Genomic DNA, 18509 nt, shown 5'->3' on the forward strand with positions numbered 1-18509 from the left:
GCGCTCACTGCGTTGTCCTTCCGTCGTCGCGGTCAGCTGTCGACCGTGACGCTATGGACGCGGGCTAGGCGGTATGTGGGCCTGGGCTGGGAACAAGCTGTGAGCGCGCAGCGAGATGCTCATCGAGTACCGGCGCGATGATCGAAAGTGCGTGCGGTGAGGTCAGGTCGTTGTGTGCGACATCGATATCGTGGTTGACCACTCGGCCGGAGGCGTAGGGCCGCCAACCATCCGGCCCGACGATATCGGAGCTGTCCACGGTGGCGCTGAAATAGAGCAGGTCACCGCGGTAGACCGGGCGGTGGTAACCGGTGCGGGTGCGCGCGGACGCGTTGTAGGAAGCCGCCATTCGCTCGATGATCTCGGGATCGATCAGTTCCACACCGAGCCGGGCCTCGATGAGTTCGGCGGCTTCCTCGGCGCTCGCATCGGCGGGTACGTCATCGATGCCGAAGATCGCGCCGAAGGTATTGACGAACGCGCCGGCGGACAGCTCTTCGATGGTGTCGCTGTCGATATCGGCATGGTCGGTGTCCAGCAGGGCGACGACACCGACGGTTTCACCCTCGGCCTGCAGTTTCGCCGCCATGGCGTGCGCGATGAGACCACCGAAGGACCAGCCGAGCAGATGGTACGGCCCGGTCGGCTGTACGGCGCGGATTTCGCGGATGTATCGGTCGGCGGACTCGTCGATGGAGCGCGCCGCCGGTTCGCGGCCGCTGAGTTCCGGCGCCTGTAGGCCGTAGATCGGGCGACCGGGCCGCAGTCGTTCCGCCAATCCCAGGTAGCTCCACGACATTCCGGACGAGGAGTGGATGCAGAACAGCGCGGGCTCGGTGCCGCCGAGCCGGATCGGAAGCAGCACATCGAGACCGAGTCCGCCTGGCGCGGCGGCGGTCTCGCGTGCCGCCACCTGCGCGGCGATGGTCGCGGCTTCGTCGTCGGCGGCGCGCTGTGCGGCTGGAGTGTGCACGAAATGGGCTGCCGCACCGAGCATCTCGTACCAAAGTGTGGCCAGCTCGGCGATCGCGGAGCGATCGATGAGTGTTTCGGGGAAGCGGAGATTCGCGTGCAACCGATCGTCGATGACGACTGCGCTGACCTCGATCGCGGACGCGACCGGGAGTTCCGGATGCTCGTGCGCGTGCAGATCCCCGAATTCCTCGGTGGGGGACCAGCCGAGCCCCTCGAGTCCGGCGGGAATTTCGACGTCCGAGTGCCGACCGAGGTATTCGAAGCTGATCCGTCCCGGCGGTCGAGACGGAAGCTGTTCTGCCGTAGCGGGATTGAGGTAGCGCAGCATCCCGTATCCAACGCCCTGGTCCGGTATCGCGAGCAGTTGATGTTTGATCGCGCGGATCGCCGCGCCCATCGCCGCACCGCCCGCGCGGGCATCATCGATATCGATCGCGGACAGATCCAGCCGAGCCGGATAGCTATTCGCGAACCAGCCGAGTGTGCGATTCAGGTCCGCGCCCGGGATCACGTCCTGCCTGCCATCGCCCGCCAAGCGCAGCAGGGTCGTCGGTTCGCTCACCTTCCGCCACCGCACCAGCGCCAATGCCAGCGTGGCGAGCAGGGTGTCGGTCACCGTGCCCTGGAACAGTTCGGGCAGTGTGCTGAGCAGTGCGGTGCTGACGTCTTCGGATACCTCGAATTCGACCGAGCGCGTTGTGTGCACCCGATCGAGCGCAGCATCGAGCTCGCGGGAGCCGATCAGCGGATCGGGACCGGCGATCATGCCCTGCCAGTAGTCGAGTTCGGCGCTGCGGCGTTCGGTCCGTGCCTCATCGACGAGGGCATGCGACCATCGCCGCATCGACGTACCGACATCGGCGAGGACCGGTGTGTTCCCGACCGATACCTGCGCCCATGCGGCGATCAAGTCCGCCACCAGTATTCGCCACGACGCACTGTCGACAGCGAGTCGATGCGCCACCACGAGCAGTCGACCCGGCCGCGTCCTGGCCCCGGCATCGCCGATCGGATCCAGCCAGACAGCCTGCAGCACAATACTATTCGCCGGGGAAAGCCGTTCGGCCGCGGAATCCAGCTCGGTGGCCGCGTATTCGCGCAGATCGAGCGCGTCGGCGGCGGCGTCGTATTCGATGCGGTGCACCAGCGCGTCGACATCGACCGAGCCCGGCTCGTCGATCCGCCAGTGCCAGCCGTCCTCGGCACGCCAGAGGCGCGAGCGCAGTATGTCGTGCCGATCGACCACGGCGGCGATTGTCGCGACGAGCTGTGCTCGCTCGATGCCGACCGGAAGTTCCAGCACCACGGACTGCGCGCAGCGGTCGATATCGCCGCCGCGCTCGACCAGATCGCGTACGCCCGGTGTGAGCGGCAACTCGCCGATACCGCCGCCGGGCAGTTCGTCGAGCGCCGCGACCGGCCCCGCCACCACCGCGGCCAATGCCGCCACCGTGCGATGTTCGAAGACCTGCAGCGGCGTGCACTGGATGCCGTGCAATTTCGCGCGGGAGACCAGTTTGATCGCCATGATGCTGTCGCCGCCGAGCGCGAAGAACGAATCATCGACGCCGACCTTGTCGCGATCGAGCAGCTCGGCATAGATATGCGCCAGGATCTCCTCGGTCGGCGTCGTCGGAGCGCGGTACTCGGTCTCCTCGACGATGAATTCCGGTTCCGGCAGGGCTCGTCGGTCGAGTTTGCCCACGGCATTGAGCGGGATGGCATCCATGACCACGAATGCGGCGGGCACCATATACGCGGGCAAGGTATCGGCGGCGAACGCACGCACCCGGGCGATATCGAGTTCGACACCGGGCTTGCGCACGAGATACGCCGCGAGCGCAGTGGATCCGGTGGGCCCGGGAACGCCGAGTGTGACGGCGAAGTCGACCCCGTCCGCGCGACCGAGAACCGCGTCGATCTCACCCAACTCGATGCGCTGACCGCGCACCTTCACCTGGAAGTCGGTGCGGCCGATGTACTCCAGTTCCAGTCCGGTCGCCCGGATCCAGCGCACCAGGTCACCGGTGCGGTACATGAGTTCGCCGGGGCCGCCGTATGGGTTCGCGATGAAGCGCGCGGCGGTCAGACTCGGTCGGGCGTGATAGCAGCGGGCCAGTGCGGAGCCCGTGAGGTACAACTCGCCCGCGACGCCGACGGGCACCGGACGCAGCCGATCATCGAGGACCAGTACGGCCGCACCCCGGATCGGCGCACCGATGGTGACCGGTGTGCCCGCGACGAGTGCGGAACCCGTTGCCCAGATGGTGAATTCGGTCGGACCGTACAGATTCAGCATGGTCCGGCCGTTGCACCAGCGTTCGACCAATTCGGCGCCGACCGCCTCGCCAGCCACCGCGAGCACCCGCACACTCGACACCTTGGTGGGGTCGATGGTGGCCAGGGCCGATGGCGTGATCACCATATGCGTAACCTGTTCGGCGGCAATCAATTCGGCCAGTGCGCTTCCGCCGAAGACCTCGGGCGGTGCCACCACGGACGCTCCGCCGGAGCCGAATGCCATCAGCGCTTCGAAAACCGATGCGTCGAAACTCGGTGAGGCGACCTGCAATACCCGCGAATTCTCGTTTACGCCGAGCGATTCTCGTTGTGCCGCGATGAGGTCGGCTATGCCGCGATGGGAGACGGAGACGCCCTTGGGTGTTCCGGTCGAACCCGAGGTGTAGATCATCCAGGCGGGGTTGTCCGGACGGATCGATCCGGTGGCCAAAGCCGCGTCGCTTGCCGCCCTTTCGCGCACACTGAATTCGGCATCGTCGAGCACCAGCCACTCGGTGCTGTCGGGCAGTAGCGGCCGGTAGGCGGCGAGGGTCAGGCCGACCCGGGCACCGGAATCGGTGAGCATGTGATCGATCCGGTCCACCGGATGTTTCGGATCGACCGGCAGGAAGGCCGCACCGGCCTTGGCGGCCGCCCACATGCCGATCAGCAGTTCGGCGGAGCGGGGCAGGCCCAGCGCCACTACGGTTTCCGTGCCGACACCCGCTTCGAGCAGGAGCCGGGCCAACCGGTTCGACTGGGCGTCGAGTTCACGGTAGGTCGTGGTGCGTCCGTCGGCGACCAGGGCCGGGCGGTCCGGATAGGACGTGGCGGATGCGGCGAGCGCCTGGGTGAGTGTGATGGTCCCCGCGGTCTCGGTGCCGCGTACCGGAACCAGCTCGGTGCGTTCGGATTCGGCGAGGATATCGATATCGGCCAGGCGGATATCGATATCCGCGACGATCGCGGCGAGTACGCGACGCCATCGGTCGGCGAAGGTCACCACGGTGGCTTCGTCGAAAAGGTCGGTAGCGTAGGTCAATACACCCTCGACGCCGTCCGGGCCGTCGGCGGTGAAACGTTCACGCAGGTCGAGCGTGAGATCGAATTGCGAGGCACCGCGATCGAAATCCTCCACCTCGAACCGCAGTCCCGGCAGTTCCAGGACTGGTTCGACGAAGTTCTGCAGTGACAGCGACACCTGGAATATCGGATGGTGTGCGGTCGATCTGGTCGGGTTGAGCACCTGGACGAGCCGTTCGAACGGCACATCGGTATTGCCGAAGGCATCCAGATCCGCGGCCCGCACGGTCGCGAGGAACTGCCGGAATCCGGTTCCGGTATCGACCGCCGTGCGCAGGGCCAGCGTATTGACGAACATGCCGACGAGGTCGTCGAGTGCTTCTTCGCCACGCCCCGCGACGGGCGTGCCGATCACCACATCGTCGGTGCCGCCGAGCCGGGCCAGCAGCACCGCAAGCGCGGCGTGCACGACCATGAATACGCTGACATTGTTGGTGGCAGCGAATTCGATTATGGCGCTGTGCAATCGCGCGTCCAGCGTGAAATCGACATCGGCGCTGCGCATCGACTGCACCGCCGGACGCGGGCGATCGGCGGGCAGTTCCAACACATCCGGCGCACCGGTGAGCGTATCGGTCCAATACCGGATCTGCCGTGCCGCAAGCGATTCCGGATCCGACTCGCTACCGAGCAACTCCCGGTGCCACAGCGCGAAATCGGCGTACTGCACGGTGAGTGGCACGCGGGTGGTGTCGGTCCCGCTGGTCCGTTCGGAGTACGCCGCGACCAGATCGGCCGCCAATGGCGCCATCGAGGCGCCGTCGGCGCTGATGTGATGGACCACGAGCACGACGATATGCACCGACGGCGCCTCGACCACCATCGGCGCCTCGGCCACGACCGGACTCGACGACACCGGCGCGACGTCCATCGACGCATGCGAAGCCACCGGCGGAATGCCCACCGTGGGGCCGGAGGACACCGGCACCAACGCCTTGCCGTCCGCACCGGCACCGTCGGCGATGCGGAAGATGCCGACGCGCAGCGGCGGTTCCTTGGTGATATCGAATCCGGTGCCCGCCAAGGCATTGATCCGATGACGCAGGGCGGCAGTGTCTTCGGCATCGACCACGATCAACTCCGGCGCGGCCGCCGCGGTACCGATCACCACCTGACGGGGTCCCTCGACGTCTGCGGGGTAGATGGTGCGCAGACTCTCGTGCCGCTCGACCACATCGGCCAGCGCATCTTGCATCGCCGCCACATCGAGGTTTCCGGTGAGCCGCAAGGCGACCGCGATGTTGTAGGCGGGCGAGTCGGGATCCATCCGATTGAGTACCCACATCCGTTGCTGTGCCGGGGACAGCGGAATCCGGTCCGGACGGATCCGCGGTGCCAGCGCGAACCGGCCCGGCCTGCCGTCGGTGGCCGGGATGACCCGCGCGGACAGCTGAGCCACCGTCGGCGCGTCGAACAGATCGCGCAGCGCGATGGTCGAGCCGAGGGACGAATTGATCCGGGCGACAACCTTGGTCGCACTGAGCGAATTGCCGCCGAGCTCGAAGAACGACTGGTCGACGCTCACCTGCTCGCTGCCGAGTACCTCGCCGAAGACCTCGGCGACCGCCTGTTCGACCGGTGTCCGCGGCGCGAGATACGGCCGCTGCGTTGCCGAGAAGTCCGGCACCGGAAGGGCTTTGCGATCCAACTTGCCGACCGGGGTGAGCGGAATGTCATCGAGTATGACCAGGTATCCGGGCACCATATAGCCGGGCAGCTCGGCCGCCACCTGGACGCGCAGTCGCTCGGGATCGAGTTCGGTACCCGGGGTGGGCAGGACATACGAGACCAGCACGGTCGCGCCGGCCGGTCCGGGGAGGCCGATGGTCACCGCGTATTCGACCTGCTCGTCGCGCGAGAGCACGGCATCGATTTCGCCGAGCTCGATGCGCAGACCACGGATCTTTACTTGGAAGTCGCTGCGGCCCAAATACTCCAGTACGAGCGCGTCATCCGCATCGGTGACCCAGCGGACCATGTCACCGGTGCGATACATCCGCTCACCGGGCGCACCGTACGGATTGGCGATGAACCGGGCGGCGGTCATCTCGAAACGATTGAAATAGCCACGGGCCAGGCCCGGACCGGCCAGATACAGCTCACCGGCGATGCCCACCGGGACCGGACGCAACCAGGTGTCGAGTACCAGATTCTCGGTACCACGGATCGGCCCGCCGATGGTGACCGGTTCATCCGGCAGCAGTTCGGCGGGACCAGTTGCCCAGATGCTGAATTCGGTGGGGCCGTAGAGGTTCACCATTCGCCGCTCGACCGCCCAGCGTGCGATCACTTCGGGGGTAGCAGCCTCGCCCGCGACCGAGAGCACTCGCAGGTCGGCGAGGTCGTTCGGCTCCATGGTGGCCAGCGCGGACGGCGTGATCACGGCGTGGGTGACCCGTTCACTGCGCAGCAGGCGTTCGAGATCGGCGCCGCCGTAGACATCCGGCGGCGATACCACCAGGCGGCCACCCGCGCAGTGGGCCATCAGCAGTTCGAAGACCGATGCGTCGAAACTGGGCGACATGACCTGCAGCACACTGGTATCGGGACCCAGTTCGAGGGTGTCCCGTTGTGCGGTGGTCACATTCGCGATGCCGCGGTGGCTGAGCAGCACGGCCTTCGGCTTACCGGTCGAGCCCGAGGTATAGATCAGGTAGGCGGTCTGGTCGATATTGATCGGGCCGCCGCGCTCCTCGTCGGTGATGGGTGCGTCGGAGACGAGCATGACCCGTCGAATCGTGTTGAGGTCGTCGAGCAGCAGCCAGTCGATACTGCCGGGCAGCGTCTCACCGATCTCGGTGACCGTCACGCCGATCGGGGCCTTGGAGTCGGCGAGCATATGTTCGATCCGCTCCACCGGGTAGCTCGGATCGAGCGGTAGGAACGCCGCACCGGTCTTCGCCAAGGCCCACACGGCCACAATGGATTCCAGGGAACGGCTCAGTGCGAGTATGACGAAGATCTCGCGGCCGACACCGCGCCCGAGCAGGACCCGGGCGAAGCGGTTGGACCAGGCATCGAGTTCGCCGTAGCTCATGGTGAGATCGCCCGCGGTGATCGCGATGCCGTCCGGATCGATACGCGCGCCCGCCGAGAGAACCTCCGGAAGGGTCTGCGGCGGAGCCGATTCCGTGCCATGTACCGGCAGCAGCGTGGCGAGCTCGGCATCGTCGCAGTACTGCAGTTGGGAGACAAGGGCATTCGGATTGTCGGCCAGTTGGATCAGCAGGCGCACGAAGCGATCCAGCAGTGGCTGTGCCGCGTCGAGCGGCAACTGGTCGGCCATGAACTTCAGGGTGATGCGCAGCGTGTCGTGTCCGTCGTCGCCGCGCAGCGGAATGACCATGAGATTCAACGGATACGGTGTCGCGTCGGTGCCCTCGATATCCAGCACCCGCATACCCGCGATATCGAGTGCCTGCGAGAGTGCCTCGCGGTCGATGGGATAGGACTCGAATACGGTCAGGGTGTCGAACAATTCGGCGAGGCCGACGGCCCGGTGGATGGCGGCCAGACCGACATGCTGGTGATCCATCAACCGCGCCTGCTCGGACTGGATGCGGGTCAGCAGATCCGCGACCTTCTCGGCCGGATCGAGCTGCACCCGGACCGGCAGCGTATTGATGAAAAGTCCGACCATCTCTTCGACGCCGGGCAACTCCGGCGGCCTGCCGGAAACGGTGCCGCCGAACACCACATCGGTGCGGCCGGTGAGCATGGCCAGCAGCATGGCCCACCCGGCCTGCACCATCGTATTCACCGTCGCACCCGATTCACGGGCGGTGGCCTCCAGCCGTTCGACCGTCGCGCGGGGCAGATCGTGCGAGATCATGCCGGTCTCGGTGGATTCGATGCCGGCAAGCGTCGAGACCGCGCGCGTCGGCGAATCAACGCCGGCCAGCGATTGCGTCCATGCCGCGAGCGAGGCGGCATTGTCCTGCTCATCGAGCCAGGTCAGGAACTCCCGATACGAGTGCGCGGGCGGCAGTACGGAGGTGTCGCCCGACATGACATAGAGCGTCAGCAGTTCGCGCACCAGCAGCGGCGTCGACCAGCCGTCGAGCACGAGATGGTGATTGGTCATCACCAGTCGATAGGTATCCGCGGCGGTGCGGATGAGGGTGAAGCGGATCAGCGGTGGTCGGGCGAGTTCGAAACGGGTGCGGGCATCGAGGGCGATCAGGCGATCCAGTTCGCGATCGCGTTCAGCGACATCCGCGATATCGGTGAGATCCACATCGTGCCAGCTGATTTCGGCGCGGCCGAGGACGACTTGGCGTGGACCGTCATCGGTCTCGACGAACGCGACACGCAGGTTCTCGTGTCGTCCCAACAAAGCCTGTGCGGCGCTGCGCAGTCGACCGGCATCGACCGTGCCCGCCAGCGTGAGCAGCGATTGCACGGTATAGCCGTCGGCGGTGTCGGAGTCGTAGAGCGCGTGGAAGAGCAGGCCGTACTGCAGCGGCGAGAGCGGCCAGACATCCACCAGATTCGGATAGGCGCTTTCCCAGGAGTCGATCTGCTGTTGCTGCACCGCGACGAGCTCGAAGTCCGATGGTGTGCGCCCGCCCGCGCCGGGCGAGGTGGCGTGGGTGGCGAGTGCCCGCAGCGCCTGCGACCACAGCTCGGCGAGTTCGCGCACGTCCGCCTCGTCCAGCAGCCGGGAGGCGTAGGCCCAGGTGACCTCCAGTCCGACATCGGTCAGTACGGCATTGATATCGATGACCGCGGGCATCGGTGCGTTGTCGTTCTGTGTTGCCGCGAAACGCTGTGGGAGCCAAGGTCCCGCATGTCCACCAGTGAGCGCCCGGCCGAGATAGTTGAAGCTCAGCTGCGGTGTCGGCGTGTCCGCGAGGACGGCGGCGGTCTCCGGATTCTGATAACGCAGCATGCCGTAGCCGATGCCTTTATCCGGCACCGCCCGCAGCTGTTCCTTGATCGCCTTGATCGCGGTACCCGCCGCGCTGCCACCGGCGAATGCGTCGTCGAGATCGATGCCGGTCACGTCGATGGCCACCGGGTAGATGCTGGTGAACCAGCCGACCGTGCGGGCGATATCGGCGCCGGGCAGCATTGTCTCGGAGCGGCCGTGGCCCTCCAGGGTGAGCAGTGCGGTGGAGCGCTCTCGCCAGCGGCTCACCGCAAGTGCGAGTCCGGCCAGCAGCACATCGTCGGCGCCGCAATGGAATTGGTCTGGCAAGGTGGCCAGCACTGTGTTCGCGATATCCGGGTCGACGGTGGACTGGTACTGACCCATGGTGGCGACGACATCGACCGCGGGATCCAGTGCCGCCGAGCCGATCTCCGGATCGGGTGTGGCGAGCACGCGCTGCCACAGCGGCAGCTCGGCGGTGCGCTCGGCCGCCTGCTCGGCCTGGCCGTGCGCCCATCGCCGGAACGACGTGCCGACCGGCATGAGCGCGCCGCCCGCCGCGGCGATCGCCAAGTCCGGCAGCAGGATTCGCCACGAGACGCCGTCGGTCACCAGATGGTGCAGCACCAGCCAGCACACCGGGTCGCCCTCGGCCTGCTCGATGAGAACGAAGCGTGCGACGATGCCCGCCTCGGGATCGAGCAGATCCGCCGCGCGCTGCAATTCGCGCTCGCAGGTGTCGGCCAGGTCCGCTTCGGCCGTGACGACGTCGATCAACGCATCGACATCGACCGAACCGGATTCGGCGACAACCCATTCCCAGCCGCCTTCGGTGTGCCGCAGCGTCGAGCGAAGTACATCGTGGTGATCTATGAGTGCCTTGACGGCCAGGCCGAGCTGTTCCCGGCCGAAATCGGCGGGGAGGCCGATCAAGACGGCCTGACCGAAGCGGTTCCAGGTCGGGCCGTGCTCCACCATCGCGTGCACGATCGGTGTGAGCTGCACCGGCCCGACTCCGCCACCCGGCAGCTCGGTCACCGTCTGCGCGCGTACCTCGGTCGCGATCGCCGCCAATGCCGCGACGGTCTTGCGCTCGAACACATCTCGGGCACTGAAGCCGATTCCGGCGGCCTTCGCGCGCGAAACCAGCTGAATGGAGACGATACTGTCACCGCCGAGTGCGAAGAAGCTCTCGTCGACCCCGACCGTCTGGAGTCCGAGCACGTCGGCGAACAGTTCGGCGAGCGCCGCTTCGCGCGGGGTGGACGGCGCCCGGCCCGCGACGGCGCGAACAGTGAAATCCGGTGCGGGCAATGCCCTGCGGTCGACCTTGCCGAGCGGTGTCAACGGGATATGGTCCAGCACCATGATGACGGACGGGACCATATACGCCGGAAGCGTCTCACCGGCGGCGGCTTTCAGCGCTTCCGGATGTATTTCGGCGCCCGGCTTGCCCTTGACGTAGGCCACCAGCGCGGTCGCGCCGGTCGGGGATTCGGCGCCGATGGTGAGCGCGAAATCGATATCCGGCTGACGCTGCAGCGCGGCATCGATCTCGCCGAGTTCGATGCGAAATCCGCGTACCTTCACCTGGAAGTCGCTGCGGCCGTGGTATTCCAGTTCGTCGCGCGCGGTCCAGCGCACGAGATCGCCGGTGCGGTACATGCGTTCGCCCGCCGCGTACGGGTTGGCGACGAAGCGGCTGGCGGTCAGCCCATTGCGCTGGTGATATCCGCGTGCCACACCGGGACCGGCGAGGTACAACTCACCGACCGCCCCGCGGGCGACCGGCCGGAGCCACGGGTCGAGCACGACAGCGCTGACGCCTCGGGTGAGACCGCCGATGGTGACCTGCCCATCCGGGCTGAGCGGCCCGCTCAAGGTCACGGTGATGGTGGTTTCGGTGGGCCCGTAGCCGTTCAACAACGCTCGACCGGTCCAGGTGGTTACCAGTTCCGGCGGGCACGCGTCGCCGCCGACAACGATCGTGCGCAGTTCCGGCAGCGTCGCAGGATCCAGAGATCCCACTACCGCCGGGGTCACATTCAGATGTGTGACGCCGTGGCCGCGCAGTACTTCCGCCATCTCCTCGCCCGCATACGCCGACGGCGGCACCACGGCCAGGGTCGCGCCCGCCGCGAGGGTGACGAAGATTTCCTCGACCGAAATATCGAAGCTCGGTGAAACAGCATGTGCCACAACGGAATCAGCGGATACCCCGAAGCCCGCGCCGGAACCGGTGACCAGATTCGCCAGGCCGCGGTGGGACACCAGCACGCCCTTGGGCAGTCCCGTCGACCCCGAGGTGTAGATGATGTAGGCGATCTGATCCAGATGCACCGGCATCCGGCGATCGGCATCGGTGAGCACCGCCGAATCCTGTACCGCCACGGTATCGCCCGTCGCCTCGTCGTCCAGGACCAGCCAATTCACTCTGTCCGGCAATGACTTTCGCGCCGCACCCACGGTGACACCCGCGACGACACCGCTGTCGCCGGCCATATGCTCTATCCGGTCGGCGGGATAGGTCGGGTCGATGGGTACGAATGCGGCACCGGATTTCGCCACCGCCAGCGTCGCGAGCACCGATTCGGCCGAACGCGGAATCGAAATCGCCACGGTGCGTTCCGGTCCGGCGCCCGCGGCGATCAGCACCCGGGCCAGACGGTTCGTATATTCGTCGACCTCGCGGTAGGTCATCTGGGTGTCGCCGTACCGCAGCGCCACCGCTTCCGGATCGAGCGCCGCACCAGCCGTAATAATGTCGGGGAGCGTGCGCGCCGCTACCCCCTCGGGTCCGCGCGCGGGTACCAGCTGACGCTGTTCCTCCTCGGAGGCAACATGGACGGTGCACAGTGGTGCATCCGGTCCCGCGGCGAGGAAGCGGTGCAGGAACATCAGGAAGCGCGCGTGGTGCCCCGCCAATTCGTCTGTGCTGTACAGGTTCCCATTGCCCTGAAGATCGATGTGGGTGCTCTCGCCGCCCACGCCCGGATACAGGTTGAGGAACAGATCATCGATCAACCCGGAGGTCAGCACGTGCAGTCGGCCGGTGACCGCGCCGAGCTGAATCCTGGTGTCCACCATCATCAAATTGACGGCCGGACCGAAGGACGTGGCCTCGTCCATCGCCCAGCCCAGGTCGCGGACGATATCCTCCTGCCGGTACCGCTGCCTGCGCAGCGCACCGGTCAGCTCGCGCTGCGTGGCCCGGATGACCGCTCCCACCGTCGTGGTGGGCGTCAAGGTGAGACGCAGCGGAACGACATTGGCGACCATGCCGCCGGAGCGGCGCAGCGAGGCCGTCGTGCGCGCCGAAACCGGCAGGCTCAGGATCACCTCCGGTGCACCGGTCATCGCGGCGAGATAAGCGCCGAATCCGGCGACAATGGTCGGCGCGACACCCGAATCGGCCGCCTTCGCCACGGTATCGAGCAATTCCGCCGTCGCCGAGGGCAGCGCACCCGAGACTCGGCTCGGCGGTGCGTCGACCTCGGCCTCCCGGCCGGCGAGATTGACCGGATCGGCCATGCCCGCCAGGTGCTCGCGCCAGTACTCGCGATCGGCCTCGAATCGGTCCGAACTGCGGTAGGCCAGATCGGCGTCGACGATCTTCTGCAGCGGTTCGGCCTTGCCGGGGGGAGGTTCCTTACCTTCGACGAGCGCGTTGTAGATCTCGCCGGTCCGCTGGACCAGGGCGAGTGCCCCCATGCCGTCCAGCACGATGTGGTGCATGCGCGAGTACCAGAACCAGCGATCGTCGGCGACCCGCAGCATGGCCACCGAGACCAGCCGGTCGCGCATGAGATCCAGCGGTGCGGCGTATTCCGCGCGCATCCAGGCATGCGCGGCCGCGGCCGGATCGGGCTCGTCCCGGAGATCGATGACGAGGGGCTCGTCCGCCAAGGTGGTGTCGACGTACTGGTACGGCTGACCATCGACATCGACCAGCCGGATATAGCCGGTGCCGAATTCCCGTCCGGTCCGGCGCGCGGCCTCCGCCAGTGCGTCGAGGTCGAGTTCGCCGACCAGTTCGACGTATTGCGCGATCGAAATGGGCGTATCACCCGCGATGTGCTGGGCGAACCAGATGCCGCGCTGGGCCGCCGATAACGGGAACGCGCCCTCGTTGTCGGTTGTCGAACTCGAAGACAATGACTCATGCATAAGCAGACCTGCGTTCTGACGTCTGACGCGGTTGTGCACCGCTGGTCCCGACCGTCGCGTAGCTAGATTCATTTTGGACCGGCACCGAGTCCACCGAAGCCGTTTCACAACACTGCGCGCCCGAACCTCGAGGTTCGGGCGCGCCGGGGTGCTTCCAGGTCAGGCGGACTTCCGCGGCGCGAGCCGCTCGGCATCGGTGATGGGGGCGTCCGAGCTGACCAGGTAGCGCTGCAGCGTCGAGCGGTCGTCCAGGATCAGCCAGTCGATGCTGTCGGAGAGTTCCGCGCGGCGGGCCCTGGTGGTGATGCCGATGGCCGCACCCGGCACCGCGGCGGCGGCGTCGGCCAGCTGGGCCGGTGTCGCGCGGAGCTTGCGCACGGCGGCCGCGGAGACGGTCGCCTCGATCTGCGGCTCGACCGCAAGGGCGATCCGGGTGTGGGCGGTGGCGCCGCGGGCGATCAGCAGCCGGGCCAGCCGGTTCGCCCAGCGATCCAGCTCGACATCGGCGAGCGACCCGGGATTGCCGGCGACCACATCCGCGTTGCGCAGGCGCGGCTGCAGCTGGATGACGTTGGTGGCGGGCGTTGCGACCAGAGTGCTCATTGTGATCCCCTCACAGGTTCCGTCTTGTTTTCGATGCCCTTCTAATCTCGCTGCCGGGAGGGGTTGGCGACAGCTACCCAAGCGCTGGTGGGAGCACTCCAAGGGTGAGCGAATTCATACCCAAGGTGTGTCGGAGCCGAGGAGTCGGTCGGTGACGAAACCGTTCAGGCCACTCGCAACTACTGCGGAGCGAGTCTTACGAGCGACCGTTCGCGGCCCGTCTCGCGTCCGCGCCTCAGGCGCGGCCATCGAACACAGCCGAGTCGTCGAAGCGCATGCGCCGCAGGCGCGAGTCTCGACGGCGCCGCTAGCGACTGCTTGCAGGTCGCTCGAAATGGTCGGACGCGAGACATCGGGGGGCCGCGAACACGCCGCGCCGGAGGCGCGGCCAAAGACTCAGTCGGTGACGAAACCGTTCAAGCTGCTGCGCAGGTCGGCGAGCAGGGCACGGGCCGCGGTCAGTCCGTCACCGTGCCACACGGTGTCTTCGACCGCGAAGACGCGCTTATCGGCGGAAGCGCCGAGATCCTTCCAGGCATCGCTACGCAGCACCGTCTTACCGTGCTCTGCACCGGCTTCGCCCGCGAAAATGACATAGATGATGTCGCCCTCGACCTTGATCAGGTCCTTCTCGGTCACCTCGAAGGAGGGGCCGCGCTGCGCGGTCGGCCGCTGCACGCCCACATCGGCGAGGACCTGTCCGGCGAAGCTATTGCTGCCCTGGACCTGGTCCTGATCGGCGGTGAAGCGGACCACTGAGGCCTGGGACTGGCTGGCGCCCAGGGCATTACCGGTCTCGCGTGCCTCGTTGCGGTAGTTCTCCAGGGCCGTTGCCGCGGCATTGCGGCGGCCGAGACCCGCTGCGAGCGTGCCGAATTCGGTCTGCCAACCGCTGCCGGGATCGGCCAGCACGGTCGGCGCGATCGCCTGCAATGCGGCGAAACCGCCTGGGCCGCTGGAAATATCGCCGATGATGAGATCGGGATGCAGGGCGGCGATCTGCCCGAGATCGGGCTGTGCGGCCGAACCGACGGCGGGAATCTTCAGCACGCCGTAACCGAGATACATGGGCTGCGAGCGGGGTCCGTCGATCGGGACCGCGCCGACGACCCGCTCCCACAGCCCGACCGCGCAGGTGGCGTCCAATGCGGAGGTGGAAAGCACCACGACGCGCTGCGGATCGGCGGGCACCTCCGAGGTGCCCGCGGCGTGGGTGACGGTGCGGGTCCTGCCGTTCGACGGATCGGGTGCGCTCGGCAGCGGGCAGGCCTGCGAGGTGTCGCGCTCCAGGCCGACCACACCCGCGCCAGCGATATTCGTCGTGGTGCGAATGATCGAGCTGGCGTCGTCCTGCTGACTGCAGCCAGCGACGAGCAATGCGGCGCACAGCAGGGCGACCGCGGTGCCCCCGTACCGGACCGCGCGATTCCTGGCGCTGCCGTATCGGGGGGAGTCTGTGCGGTTTCGAGCGACCTGCAAGCAGTCGCCAACGGTGCGGTTTCGGGTGCGAACAGGGGCGCTCACCGGCATGCGGGTGAGGGTACCGCGTGCGGTGTGTGCCGGGACGCGAAGGCCACCACCACGCACAGGTCGCATCCTGGCAGCGCGGCGCGACTGCGCGCAATCGCGCTATCGGACAGCGGATTACGCGCGGTCGTCGACTCGATTACCCGGCGTTGCCGCCGATGCTGAAACGCGCCCCGGTCGGGTCGGCGACCTGCGCGAGCCGACCGTACGGGGTGTTCTCGGGCTGGGCCAGTACGGCGCCGCCCAGTTCGACGACCTTGCCGACGGCCGCGTCGACGTCATCGGCGCCGAAGTAGACCTTCCAGCCCGCCGGTGTGCCCTCGGGTAGGAAGGCCGAGGCGTCCATGACACCGCCGAGCATCGGGGTGCTGCCGTGAATGGTGGTGTAGCGGAACTCGGGAGTATCGGAGATGGCGAAGGTGTCGCTCCAGCCGAAGACATCGCGGTAGAAGTCGAGCGAGCGGGCGTAATCACGGGTGTGCAGTTCGAACCAGGACGGTACGCCGACGTGGTCGCTCCATGTGCCGCCCGAGGCGATGCCGATGGCCTCGAATCCGCCGAAGGTGCCGGGCTGCCAGATGCCGACGCCCGCGCCGCCGATATCGCCGAGCACGGCCATCACGCCGAGATCGCCCACATCCATGGGCGGCACGACGACCGCGCCGCCACGTGCGACGGCCGCGTCGGCGGTGGCCTTGGCATCGGGGGAGGCGAGGTAGACCGTCCATTGATCGGGCCCATCGATCCCGTCGCCTGTCTTGCCCATGCCGCCCGCGACGGCCTTACCGTCCTTGCGGAAGGTGATGTAGCCGCCGAACTCCTCGTCAGCGCGCTCGGCGGTCCAGCCGAACAACTGGCCGTAGAAGGCGATGGCGCCTTCCGGATCGGAGGTGTAGATGTCGACCCAACAGGGATCGCCGGTCTTGGATGCAGTCATGAGTGGGATCTCCTTGCAGAGGGTGGATCACTGTCACCGATAGAGACGTCGGCCGCTCTGGAAAGTCATCGCTTGTGACTGCCGGTGTTCGAAATGGTCGGCATGCTTATGATCGCCGGGCTCGGTCGCCTGTCCAGCGAAATACGACACAGAGTAGGACCCGTGCGGATGGCTGTGACAGCACGGTTTACGATCTCAGGAGCGCAAGCGAACTCCTCGTCTGTCCCCGGTAGTGGGGCGGATGCGAGCAGCGGAGCCTGCGGAGCGACCTAAAGGCACCTTTCAGGAGGATCAGTGACTGCCGTAGAGCCAAAGCCAGTCCCTCAGTTGGAAGCGACTCGGCCGTATCCGGCTCGGACCGGGCCGAAGGGCTCGTTCATCGTCAAGATGGTCACCACCACCGACCCCAAGGTCCTCGGTGTCATGTACCTGACCACCTCGATGGCGTTCTTCCTCATCGGTGGTCTGATGGCCCTGCTGATGCGTGGTGAGCTGGCCCGGCCGGGTCTGCAGTTCCTGTCCCCGGAGCAGTTCAACCAGCTGTTCACCATGCACGGCACGATCATGCTGCTGTTCTACGCGACCGCGATCGTGTTCGGCTTCGCCAATATCGTCCTGCCGCTGCAGATCGGCGCACCCGACGTCGCCTTCCCGCGACTGAACGCGTTCAGCTACTGGCTGTACGCATTCGGCGCGACCATGGCGACCGCGGGCTTCATCACCCCCGGTGGCGCCGCCGACTTCGGTTGGACGGCGTACGTGCCGCTGACCGACATCCTGCATTCGCCCGGCGTCGGCACCGACCTGTGGATCCTCGGCCTCGCGGTCTCCGGTCTCGGCACCATCCTCGGCGGCGTCAACATGCTGACCACCGTGGTCTGCCTGCGCGCCCCCGGTATGACCATGTTCCGGCTGCCGATCTTCACCTGGAACATCGCCGTCACCAGCGTTCTCGTGCTGCTTGCCTTCCCGCTGCTGACCGCCGCACTGTTCGGCCTGGCCTACGACCGCCACCTCGGCGGTCACATCTACGACCCGGCCACCGGCGGCATCCTGCTCTACCAGCACCTGTTCTGGTTCTTCGGCCACCCTGAGGTGTACATCATCGCGCTGCCGTTCTTCGGCATCGTCTCGGAGATCTTCCCGGTCTTCTCGCGTAAGCCGATCTTCGGTTACACCACGCTGGTCTACGCGACCCTCGGCATCGCGGCGCTGTCGATCGCGGTGTGGGCGCACCACATGTACGCCACCGGCGCCGTGCTGCTGCCGTACTTCTCGTTCATGACCTTCCTGATCGCCGTCCCGACCGGTGTGAAGTTCTTCAACTGGATCGGCACCATGTGGCGCGGCCAGCTGACCTTCGAGACGCCGATGCTGTTCTCCCTCGGCTTCCTGGTCACCTTCCTCTTCGGCGGTCTGTCCGGCGTCATCCTGGCCTCCCCGCCGCTGGACTTCCACGTCACCGACAGCTACTTCGTCGTCGCGCACTTCCACTACGTCCTGTTCGGCACCATCGTCTTCGCCACCTACGCCGGTATCTACTTCTGGTTCCCGAAGATCACCGGACGCATGCTGGACGAGCGCTTGGGCAAGTGGCACTTCTGGACCACCTTCATCGGCTTCCACACCACCTTCCTGGTGCAGCACTGGCTCGGCGCCGAGGGTATGCCGCGCCGCTACGCCGACTACCTGCCGACTGACGGATTCACCACGCTCAACACGATTTCCACGATCGGCGCCTTCATTCTGGGCGCGTCGATGCTGCCGTTCATCTGGAATGTGTTCAAGAGCTACCGCTACGGCGAGGTCGTCACCGTGGATGATCCATGGGGTTATGGCAACTCGCTGGAGTGGGCAACCACCTGCCCGCCACCACGGCACAACTTCTACGAACTGCCCCGCATCCGTTCCGAGCGTCCCGCATTCGAGCTGCACTACCCGCACATGGTCGAGCGGATGCGGGCCGAGGCGCACGTGGGCTGGGGTTCGGGCAAACATGCCACCGAGGTGCACGAAGGCGCCTTGGCAAAGCATTAGGCGGTGGCCGGACATTCGTCCGTCCAA

The 18509-nt window shown here is 66.7% G+C and carries 5 protein-coding genes; 1 reads left to right on the forward strand and 4 read right to left on the reverse strand.

Annotated elements, in window-relative coordinates; genetic code table 11:
• Nucleotides 1-64 precede the first annotated feature (64 nt).
• The 4 genes from ACQP1T_RS10135 to ACQP1T_RS10150 all read right to left on the reverse strand — a co-directional run bounded on the left by ACQP1T_RS10135 (nucleotide 65) and on the right by ACQP1T_RS10150 (nucleotide 16445).
• Complete coding sequence (locus ACQP1T_RS10135; protein ID WP_433759686.1) at nucleotides 65-13378, reverse strand: amino acid adenylation domain-containing protein; 13314 nt, start codon at nucleotides 13376-13378, stop codon at nucleotides 65-67.
• Nucleotides 13379-13537: 159 nt separating this feature from the next.
• Nucleotides 13538-13981 carry an AMP-binding protein gene (locus ACQP1T_RS10140; RefSeq protein WP_433759687.1) on the reverse strand — a complete coding sequence of 148 codons (444 nt, stop codon included), beginning with the start codon at nucleotides 13979-13981 and terminating at the stop codon, nucleotides 13538-13540.
• A gap of 396 nt (nucleotides 13982-14377) precedes the next feature.
• On the reverse strand, nucleotides 14378-15511 hold the full coding sequence (locus ACQP1T_RS10145; RefSeq protein WP_433759688.1) for an ABC transporter substrate-binding protein: 1134 nt from the start codon (nucleotides 15509-15511) through the stop codon (nucleotides 14378-14380).
• Between the two features lie 136 nt (nucleotides 15512-15647).
• A complete protein-coding gene (locus tag ACQP1T_RS10150; RefSeq protein ID WP_433759689.1) occupies nucleotides 15648-16445 on the reverse strand; it encodes a VOC family protein in 798 nt (265 codons plus the stop codon).
• A 294-nt stretch (nucleotides 16446-16739) separates the two neighbouring features.
• Here ACQP1T_RS10150 and ctaD point away from each other — a divergent pair, with 294 nt between their 5' ends.
• The gene (gene ctaD, locus ACQP1T_RS10155; protein ID WP_062985000.1) at nucleotides 16740-18482 is read left to right on the forward strand and encodes an aa3-type cytochrome oxidase subunit I; all 1743 of its coding nucleotides are present in this window, start codon (nucleotides 16740-16742) and stop codon (nucleotides 18480-18482) included.
• The last annotated feature ends 27 nt before the right edge of the window (nucleotides 18483-18509 follow it).

It is taken from the genome of Nocardia sp. CA-135398 (assembly GCF_050955845.1).
Classification (GTDB): domain Bacteria; phylum Actinomycetota; class Actinomycetes; order Mycobacteriales; family Mycobacteriaceae; genus Nocardia.

What these genes read in the sequence shown, in the direction of transcription:
- ACQP1T_RS10135 (WP_433759686.1), bottom strand. Translation starts at nt 13,378, where the DNA reads ATGCATGAGTCATTGTCTTCGAGTTCGACAACCGACAACGAGGGCGCG.
- ACQP1T_RS10140 (WP_433759687.1), bottom strand. Translation starts at nt 13,981, where the DNA reads ATGAGCACTCTGGTCGCAACGCCCGCCACCAACGTCATCCAGCTGCAG.
- ACQP1T_RS10145 (WP_433759688.1), bottom strand. Translation starts at nt 15,511, where the DNA reads ATGCCGGTGAGCGCCCCTGTTCGCACCCGAAACCGCACCGTTGGCGAC.
- ACQP1T_RS10150 (WP_433759689.1), bottom strand. Translation starts at nt 16,445, where the DNA reads ATGACTGCATCCAAGACCGGCGATCCCTGTTGGGTCGACATCTACACC.